Genomic DNA, 9,061 nt, shown 5'->3' on the forward strand with positions numbered 1-9,061 from the left:
GGGGGCGGGGGATCGTTTCGTCAGGTGAGTGCTGCACCGACCTTGGCGTTGGTCTCCGGGTGGAGGAAGCCGAAGCCGACGCGGGCGTGGACGGCGGTGACGACGTTCAGGCCGGCGAGGCGGTGTCGAGAAGCATCAGTTGTCCGGTCACGGCACGCATCATGCCGCACGGCGCCGACAGGGCACGCGTCGTCGTCAAACAGGACACAGCGGGCGCTCCGGGTGGGAGATGCGGGGATCTGTGAACCGGATCACGTTTGGTTTGAGTCAAAAAGGTCTGGGAAGGCGCGGCCCGGATGGCGGGGAGGTCGCTTTCCGTGACGGTCGGCACCTCTCCGCATCCCGTTCTTGGCCCCGAGACAAGAGGATGAGTGTGTCTTCCCGACTTGAGGCCCGGCACCTGTTCAAGGTGTTCGGCCGACGACCGGACGAGGCAGTGGAGAGACTACGGCGGGGCGCCGACCGCGAGGACCTGCGGGCGGAGGGAACCACCGCCGCCGTGATCGACGCCTCCTTCACCGTGGAACCCGGCCAGATCTTCGTCGTCATGGGTCTGTCCGGATCCGGCAAGTCCACGCTTCTGCGCATGCTGAACGGACTGCTCGAGCCGACCGCCGGCACCGTCAGCTTCGACGGCCAGGATCTGACCGCGCTCAGCGACCGTGAGCTGCGCGAGGTCCGTTCCAAGAAGATCAGCATGGTCTTCCAGCGCTTCGCGCTCTTTCCGCACCGCAGCGTCCGTGAGAACGCCGCCTACGGACTGGAAGTGCAGGGCGTGCCCCGCGCCGAGCGCGAGCGTCGCGCCGACGAGGCGCTCGCCCTGTGCGGCCTGGCCGGCTGGGAGAAGTCCTGGCCCGACGAGCTCTCCGGCGGTATGCAGCAGCGTGTGGGCCTGGCCCGCGCCCTGGCCACCGACGCCGACCTGCTGCTGATGGACGAGTCCTTCAGCGCCCTGGACCCGCTGATCCGCCGCGACATGCAGGACCAGCTGCTCCAGCTGCAGAAGACCCTGAAGAAGACCATCGTCTTCATCACCCACGACCTCAACGAGGCCATGCGCCTGGGCGACCGGATCGCCGTCATGCGCGCCGGCCGCATCGTGCAGATCGGGACCGCGGAGGACATCCTGCTGCGCCCCGCCGACGACTACGTCGCCTCCTTCACCCAGGACGTGGACCGCTCCCGGGTGCTGACCGCGGAGGCGGTCATGGACCGCGGGGTGCGCGGCGACGAGGCCGACTGCGGCTGCGACACCGCCACCCCGCAGACCCCGTTCACCGAGCTGTGCGCGATCAGCGCCCGCGTCCCCCATCCCGTCGCCGTGCTGAACGAGGACCGGGAACTCGTCGGCGTCGTCCGGCGCAGGCGGCTCGTCGGCTTCCTCGGCGACGGGGAGACCACCCCGGTGAGCTGCGACGCACCGCGGGACAAGGGCGGCGAGAAGGAGGTGGCCCGTGCCTAGGATTCCGCTCGGCGACTGGGTCAACTCCACGGTCGACTGGCTGCTCGACCACATGGCCTGGCTCTTCGATTTCTGCAAGGCCGTCCTCACCGGCTTCTACGGCGGGATCAACGCCGTCCTCCAGGCTCCGCAGCCGCTGCTGCTCGCCGGCATCCTCGCCGTGCTCGCCTGGTGGCTGCGCGGCACCCTGGCCGGTCTGCTCGCCTTCGCGGGATTCGCCTTCATCGACTCCATGGGGCTGTGGTCCAACGCGATGGTGACCCTGGCGCTGGTCCTGGTCGCCACGATCACCGCCCTGGTGATCTCGGTGCCGGTCGGCATCTGGGCGGCCCGCTCCGACCGGGTCAGCTCCTTCGTCCGGCCGGTCCTGGACTTCATGCAGACGCTGCCGGCGATGGTCTACCTCATCCCGGCCATCCTGTTCTTCGGCACGGGCGCCCCCGCGGGCATCGTCGCCACCCTGATCTTCGCCCTCGCGCCCGGCGTGCGCATGACCGAGCTGGGCATCCGCCAGGTCGACAAGGAGCTGGTGGAGGCGGCCGAGGCGTTCGGCACCACGCCCCGCAACACGCTGCTGCGCGTCCAGCTGCCGCTGGCCCTGCCCACCGTCATGGCCGGCGTCAACCAGGTGATCATGCTCGGCCTGTCCATGGCCGCGATCGCCGGCATGGTCGGCACCGGCGGCCTCGGCGGCGACGTCAACGAGGCCATCGGCCAGCTCAACGTGGGCCTCGGCGCCGAGTCCGGTGTCGCCATCGTGATCCTCGCGATCTACCTGGACCGCATGACCAGCGCCCTGGGCACCGAGGTCTCCCCGCTCGGCCGGCGCGCCGCCGCCAAGGCACGGGCGGCGGCCAAGGGCCTGAGGACCTGGTCCTACCGGCCGCAGCCGCAGATCGCCGTCATCGGCGTGGTGATCCTCGCCCTCGTGTCGGGCGGCCTGGGCATCCTCGGCGGCAACGGCGACAGCGCGACCACCGCCTCCGACGGCGATGTCGGCAAGGGCAAGAAGATCACCATCGGGTACATCCCGTGGGACGAGGGCGTCGCCTCCACCTTCCTGTGGAAGGAGATCCTCGAGCGGCGCGGCTACGAGGTCAAGGTCCAGCAGTTCGAGGCGGGGCCCCTCTACACCGCGCTCGCCCAGGGCAGCGTCGACGTCCAGACCGACGCCTGGCTGCCGGTCACCCATGAGCAGTACTGGAAGAAGTACGGCAGGAAGCTCGAGGACCTCGGCTCCTGGTACGGCCCGACCTCCCTGGAGCTGACCGTCCCCGCGTACCTGAAGGACGTCGACTCGCTGGAGGACCTCAAGGGCAAGGCGTCCCTCTTCGGCGGGAGGATCACCGGCATCGAGTCCAGCGCCGGCATGATGGGCCTGCTCAAGGACAAGGTCCTCAAGGACTACGGCCTGGACAAGGAGTACAAGGTCGTCGACAGCTCCACGCCCGCGATGCTGGCCGAGCTCAAGCGCGCCTACAACAAGAAGGAACCCGTCGTCGTCACGCTCTGGTCGCCGCACTGGGCGTACAGCGACTACGAGCTGAAGAAGCTGAAGGACCCCAAGGGCTCCTGGGGCACCGGTGACGGTGTGCACACGCTGGCCCGCAAGGGCTTCAGCGACGACGCCCCGGTCGTCAGCGGCTGGCTGAAGAACTTCAGGATGAGCGAGAAGCAGCTCACCAGCCTCGAGTCCGAGATCAACAAGGCGGGCAAGGGCCGGCAGCAGGACGCCGTGCGCACCTGGCTGAAGGAGAACCCGGAGGTCGTCGACAAGCTGGCCCCGATACCGGCCGGCTCCTCCGCCAAGGGGGCCGGCGACCACAGCGCCGCGCACATGGAGTAGCGCCGGAACGGGACGGGTACCCGGCCGTCGTCCGCCGGTGGACGGCCGTGAGGTGACCCGGCACCGGACACCGCCCGAGGGGCGGGCCCTCCCCGGCCCAGGGGGACGGAGCCCGCCCCTCACCCGTGGTCACGGGCGGAATCAGGCCAACCACGGGGAGCCGTTCCCGCCCCTTCGGGGCCCGCGCGATCCTGACAGGGATGCAGCGGCCGGATGAAACTGTTTGCCGAACATGCGTAGGGTGCAGAGAACTCCTCAGAAGGAGTGCACCCGCGGCCGGGCCCACGGGCAGCGGCCCCGGAAGCAGTGGACCGACGAGCGAAGGAGGGAGCCGGAGCGATGGGCGACCACAAAGAGCAGCCCCTTCGAGTGGGCGCGGCCGTACGGCGTCGGCGCCGCGCGCTGGGTCTCACCCTCGCCGTCGTGGCCGACCGCAGTGGCCTGTCGGTGCCGTTCCTGAGCCAGATCGAGAACGACCGGGCCCGCCCCAGCACCAGCTCCCTGGAGAAGGTCGCCGACGCGCTGCGCACCACCGCCGTGGAACTGCTCGCGGCGGCCGACCCGGCGTGCAGCGTCGACGTCGTCCGCGCCGACACCACCGAGCTGGGCCCCGAGCCCCGGATGCGCTCCCTGGTGCGCGGCCACCACCAGCTGCACGCCTCGGAGTACACCGGTGACCACGACACCGGCCGGGAGTTCCAGCACCGCAACGACGAGCTGATGTACGTCGCCGACGGAGCGGTGGAGGTCGAGGCCGAGGGCCGCGCCTACCGGCTGGTGCGCGGCGACACCATGTACCTCACCGGAGGGGTCCGCCACCGCTGGCGGGCAACCGTGCCGGAGACACGGCTGATCGTGGTCGCGGTCGCGGAGCACATCGAGGCCGTGCAGGACCGGGCGCGCTGATGCGGGTCGTCTCCCTGGTGCCCTCGCTCACCGAGGCGGTGGCGGTGTCCCTGCCCGGAGTGCTGGCCGGCGCCACCGACTGGTGCAGCCACCCGGCGGACCTCGACGTCACCCGTGTCGGCGGCACCAAGAACCCCAAGATCGACCGGATCGTCGCGCTCGCTCCCGACCTGGTGATCGCCAACGAGGAGGAGAACCGCGCCCCCGACCTCGACGCCCTGCGCGCGGCCGGCCTCGAGGTGCTGGTGACCGAGGTCCGGACCCTGCCGCAGGCCTTCGGGGAACTGGCGCGGGTGCTGCACGCCTGCGGCGCGGTGCGCCGCCCCCGGTGGCTGGACGAGGCCGAGGCGGCCTGGGCGGCCCTGCCCGTGCCCCGGCGCCGTACGACCGCCGTGGTGCCGGTCTGGCGGCGGCCCTGGATGGTGCTGGGCCGGGACACCTTCGCCGGCGACCTCCTGGCCCGCCTGGGCGTCGACCACCTCTACGCCCACCACCGCGAGCGCTATCCGCGCATCCCGCTGGAAGAGCTGCGGGCGGCGGCCCCGGACGTGGTCGTCCTGCCGGACGAGCCGTACCGCTTCACCGCCGACGACGGCCCCGAGGCCTTCCCCGGACTGCCCTGCGCCCTGGTCGACGGACGGCATCTGACGTGGTACGGGCCGTCGCTGGCGCAGGCTCCGCGCGTGCTGGGCGAGGCGCTGCGAGCGGCAGGCCGCTGAACCGGCCCACGCGTGCGCACCCCGCGGGCCGCAGCGACCGCGTCATCGGGCTTCCCCGCGTCCCGTCCGCGGGGCGCGGGTCCGCCACGACGGCGGTGAAGGCCGCCGCGGTCAGCGGCGCCGGACCGGCGGTGCTCAGCGGACTCGCGGTCGGCGAGGAACTGTCCCCGCGCCGGCTCGTGACCGTCCCGGTGGACGGCGTCGCCCTCGGACACGATCTGCGGGCGGTCCGCCCGGCGGGCCACCGCCCGGTGGGACCGGCCCGTGAGCCGCCGTCCCTGACACGGTCGGGAAAGAGCTGAGGCCGGAACCCGTCCGGGACAAGGGCCTATGCACCGGAAGCACCGGAAGCACCGGCCGCACCGAAGGAGCCGGCCGCCCGTACCAGCTCCCGCATGACCCGTACGTCCTCGCCCATCTCCGGATGCCACTGCACGCCCAGCACCCAGTGCCCGGGGAGTTCCACGGCCTCCACCGTGCCGTCCGCCGCGTACGCCGACGCGATCAGCCCCTCACCGAGGCGGTCGACGGCCTGGTGGTGATAGGTCGGGACGGTCGTCTCCTCCGGTACGGCCTCGGCACAGCGGGTGCCGGGGACCGGCTTGACCGTGTGAGCGCCGAAGACACCGGTCACCTCGGCATGGCCGTCGATGTGCTGGACCAGGGTGCCGCCCAGGGCGACGTTCAGCAGCTGCATGCCGCGGCAGATGCCGAGCAGCGGAAGGCGCGCGGCCAGGGCGGCCTCGATCAGGGCCAGCTCCCAGGCGTCCCGGACACGGCACGGCGGCCCCGTCCGCGGGTCGGGCTCGGCGCCGTAGCGCACCGGCTCGACGTCCGGGCCGCCCGTGATCACCAGCCCGTCGAGCCGGGCCACGGCCGCCGCCGCCCGCTCCGGCTCGTCCGGCGGCAGCATCACGGCGATCCCGCCCGCCCGCTGCACCAGCCGCGGATAGCCCACCGGCAGCAGCGCGGTCTCCATCTCCCACACGCCCCAGCGCGTCCCCGGCTCCAGATACGTACTGATCCCGATGAGCGGTCGTCCCGTCACACGGCCCTCCCCAGCGGGCGACGGCCCGCACGTCCCGCCCTTTGCCGTCCTTCGATCTTCCTCACCGCTCCCGGCCGCCCTTCACCGTTCTCGAGGCGTCTTGCACTGCTCCCCGGCATCCTCCGGCATCCTCGGGAGTCCTGGCCAGGAATCCTCCGGAATCCTTGCGACAAGATCCACGGCCGCGTCCTACAGTGCCGGGGTGAGTACGACCCCTCCGCCCGGCTGGTATCCCGATCCGACGGCCCCCCACCAGTGGCGCTGGTGGGACGGCACGGCCTGGACCGAGCACCGCAGCGCCCCCGGAGAGCCGTCCGGGCCGCCCGCCGCCCCGCCGCCTTCCGGCAGGGGCCCGGCCCGCGCGAAGGCCGTCGCCCTCGTCGCCGCCGGGGCCGTCCTGGTCGCCGCGGTCGTGACGGGCGTGGTGGTGCTGGGCCGCGACGACGGCAGCGGCGGCAAGGCGAGGACCGCGCCCACCGCCCCTTCCGCCCCGTCTGTGAGCACCGGTCCCTCCACGGACACGCCGTCCCCGGCCGCCTCCGCCTCCGACGACCCGTCCGTCGTCGTCGACCAGCTGAACGGCATCACCCTGCCGGTCCTCGACGGCTGGGAGAAACCGCCGTACGCCGCTCAGGACGACGTCGTCCTGACCACCCGGGGCACCTACGACTGCCCCGCCGGGACGGGCCTGTGCCGGCACGGCCTGGTCATCACGCGCACCCCGGCCGTGGCCGAGGGGACGTCCCCGGAGGCCCTGGCCCGGCGCGACATCGAGGAGGCGGCCGAGCAGGCGTACGACGAGAACGCGGCCGGCCAGCGTCTCTACGGCGGGATCACCTCCCACCGGACCGTGGCCTCCGGCCAGATCGCGGTCGCGGGACGCGCGGGCTACTTCGTGCGCTGGCGGGTCGACACCGCGAAGGGCCCCGGGGGTTACGTCCAGTCCGTGGCCTTCCCGTCCAGCACCGGCACCGAGGCGCCGGTCGTCGTGCGCCTCGTCTTCGACGCCGGTCCGGACGGCCCGCCCCTGTCCGACATGGACAGGATCATCAGGGGCATACGGCCCCTCGGCGACGCCGCGACCGGAGGCGGGGTGGGCAGCAGCATCGGCCCGCCGGGCTGAGCCGTCCGGCGGGCCGCCGGGGCGGTCCGCGGAGGCGGTCTACAGAAAGGTGCGTCCCTCGCCCCGGTACGTCGGTACGGTCGCCGTCACCCGGTCGCCCTCGACCAGGTGCAGGACGTCGAACCGCTCGCACAGCTCCCCGGCCTTCGCGTGCCGGAACCACACCTTGTCGCCGATCAGCAGGTCGTCGGCGGGCGGACCGATCAGCGGGGTCTGCACCTCACCGGGGCCCTCCTGGGGGTCGTAGCGCAGCCCCTGGGGCAGATACGGCACCGGCAGCCGGTCCCGGCCGGCCGGGCCGGAGGCCGGGTAGCCGCCGCCGAGGACCGTCACGACCCCGACGCCGGGGCGCCGCACGACGGGCTGGGCGAACAGGGCCGCCGGACGGCCGCGGAAGGACGTGTAGTGGTCGAAGAGCCGCGGGACGTACAGGCCGGAGCCCGCGGCGACCTCGGTGACCGCGTCCTCCGCCGCGGTGTACTGCACGCTGCCCGTGCCGCCGCCGTTGACGAACTCCAGCTCCGGTGCCACGGCCCGTACCGCGCGCACCGCCGCGGCCCGCCGCTCGGCCAGCTCCCGGCGCGCGGCGGCCTGCATCAGCCGGATCGCGCGCGAACGCAGGGGCCGCCCGGCGACCGCGTCGCCCACGCCCGCGACATGACCCTCGTACGCCATGACCCCCACCAGTGCGAACCCCGGCCGCCGGGCCACCGCACGGGCCAGATCGGCGATCTGGGCGGGGGAGTGCAGCGGGGAGCGGCGGGCGCCGATGCGCACGCGCCCGCCGAGCAGCTTCAGCGAGGTGTCCAACTCCAGGCACACCCGGACGACTTCGCGCCCTCCCTCGCGCGAGGCGTCGATGAGGTCGAGCTGTGCCGGGTCGTCGATCGTCACCGTGACGGCACGGGCGAGCTTGGGATCGGCGGTGAGCTCGGCATAGCCGGAGCGGTCGGTGGAGGGATAGGCGAGCAGGATGTCGTCGAAGCCGGAGCGGGCCAGCCACAGGGACTCGGCGAGGGTGAAGGACATGACGCCCGCGAAGCCCTCCTTCGCGAGGACGCGTTCCAGCAGGGCACGGCAGCGCACGGACTTGCTGGCGACCCGGACCGGCTTGCCGCCGGCCCGGCGGACGAGGTCGTCCGCGTTGGCGTCGAAGGCGTCCAGGTCCACGATCGCGAGGGGAGCGTCCAGATGGGCGGTGGCCCGGTCGTAACGGGCCCGATCGGCGGCGCGCGCAGTCATGCCCGCAGCCTGCCAGACCGGATTACCGCAGGGTAGGGGGATGTTCCGGGCAGATCCCCCGAGCTCGTGGACTGATTCCCCCTCAGGGGAAAGCACCCCGTAGAGTGACGCGCACGTACGGCGGAAACGTCCAGTGATCTTGGTCGCGGAGTTGAGCCGGGATGACGGTTCGCCCGTACGGGTATGCGTGCCCGGTGACGACGAGTCCGCGCCGGGCGGGGCAACGAGACGGCCGCGCCCGGAAAGGCCCGGGCATGAGGAAAGCGGGGGGTGCATGAGCACGGAAGCGCGGCACACCCCCGTCCCCCCACGGTCGGCGCGGCCTGCGGGGGACGGCGTCGACGGCGGCACCGCCGAGACCCCTGAAAGGGGCGCCGAGCGGAATGCGCCGCCCCACGGCACACCGGCGGCGGACCCCTGGGGCACGGGACGCGACGCCACCATCCCGTTGCTCCGCACCGGCGTCACCCGTCCCCGCTTCCCGGACTTCCGCCTCCCGCCCCCGTCCCGCCTCCCGGACGGCCCGTCGGCGGCCGGCCGGGAGATGACCGCGGACGGCGGGAGAAGCGAGGGAAACGGAGGAAGCGGAGAAAGCGGAGGAAGCGGAGGAAAGAGCCCGGCCCGGTCCGCGCAGACGCCGCCCGCGGCCGGCCGGGGGACACCGGGCGGCCGGGACGCCGCCGAGGGCGCGGCGTCCGCAGGGGCCGCGGGCAGG

General features: G+C 73.0%; 6 protein-coding genes and 3 pseudogenes. 7 read left to right on the forward strand and 2 right to left on the reverse strand.

All coding sequences use genetic code 11. From position 1 onward, the window contains the following. The first annotated feature begins 373 nt into the window (after window positions 1-373). From ABD224_RS10415 to ABD224_RS10435, 5 genes and pseudogenes are all read left to right on the forward strand, one after another. Window positions 374-1,462, forward strand: coding sequence for a quaternary amine ABC transporter ATP-binding protein (locus tag ABD224_RS10415; RefSeq protein ID WP_344049122.1), 1,089 nt, complete (start codon window positions 374-376; stop codon window positions 1,460-1,462). Next, window positions 1,455-3,278 (forward strand): annotated as a pseudogene (locus ABD224_RS10420) (ABC transporter permease/substrate binding protein); the annotation flags it as partial. The gene ABD224_RS10415 and the pseudogene ABD224_RS10420, both read left to right, overlap by 8 nt. 369 nt (window positions 3,279-3,647) lie before the next feature. Beyond that, window positions 3,648-4,214, forward strand: a complete 567-nt coding sequence (locus tag ABD224_RS10425) for a helix-turn-helix domain-containing protein (RefSeq protein ID WP_344049123.1) — start codon at window positions 3,648-3,650, stop codon at window positions 4,212-4,214. Then, on the forward strand, window positions 4,214-4,933 hold the full coding sequence (locus ABD224_RS10430) for a helical backbone metal receptor (protein ID WP_344049124.1): 720 nt from the start codon (window positions 4,214-4,216) through the stop codon (window positions 4,931-4,933). Before ABD224_RS10425 ends, ABD224_RS10430 begins: the two co-directional genes overlap by 1 nt. 80 nt (window positions 4,934-5,013) lie before the next feature. Beyond that, window positions 5,014-5,235: pseudogene (locus ABD224_RS10435) on the forward strand (LysR family transcriptional regulator); the annotation flags it as partial. A gap of 26 nt (window positions 5,236-5,261) precedes the next feature. Here the strand turns inward: ABD224_RS10435 and ABD224_RS10440 are convergent. Then, on the reverse strand, window positions 5,262-5,981 hold the full coding sequence (locus ABD224_RS10440; protein ID WP_344049125.1) for a gamma-glutamyl-gamma-aminobutyrate hydrolase family protein: 720 nt from the start codon (window positions 5,979-5,981) through the stop codon (window positions 5,262-5,264). Between the two features lie 202 nt (window positions 5,982-6,183). Here ABD224_RS10440 and ABD224_RS10445 point away from each other — a divergent pair, with 202 nt between their 5' ends. After that, window positions 6,184-7,104, forward strand: a complete 921-nt coding sequence (locus ABD224_RS10445; RefSeq protein ID WP_344049126.1) for a DUF2510 domain-containing protein — start codon at window positions 6,184-6,186, stop codon at window positions 7,102-7,104. 39 nt (window positions 7,105-7,143) lie between these two features. On the opposite strand, the gene ABD224_RS10450 is transcribed toward ABD224_RS10445, so the two are convergent. After that, a complete protein-coding gene (locus ABD224_RS10450) occupies window positions 7,144-8,346 on the reverse strand; it encodes an amino acid deaminase/aldolase (RefSeq protein WP_344049127.1) in 1,203 nt (400 codons plus the stop codon). Between the two features lie 274 nt (window positions 8,347-8,620). Between ABD224_RS10450 and ABD224_RS10455 the strand changes: the two are divergent. Beyond that, a pseudogene (locus ABD224_RS10455) lies at window positions 8,621-9,061 on the forward strand (hypothetical protein); the annotation flags it as partial.

The organism is Streptomyces thermoalcalitolerans, from assembly GCF_039525155.1.
GTDB classification, from domain to species: Bacteria; Actinomycetota; Actinomycetes; order Streptomycetales; family Streptomycetaceae; genus Streptomyces; species Streptomyces thermovulgaris.

Coding starts and splice junctions, on each gene's coding strand:
- ABD224_RS10425 (WP_344049123.1), top strand. CDS start 3,648: ATGGGCGACCACAAAGAGCAGCCCCTTCGAGTGGGCGCGGCCGTACGG.
- ABD224_RS10450 (WP_344049127.1), bottom strand. CDS start 8,346: ATGACTGCGCGCGCCGCCGATCGGGCCCGTTACGACCGGGCCACCGCC.
- ABD224_RS10430 (WP_344049124.1), top strand. CDS start 4,214: ATGCGGGTCGTCTCCCTGGTGCCCTCGCTCACCGAGGCGGTGGCGGTG.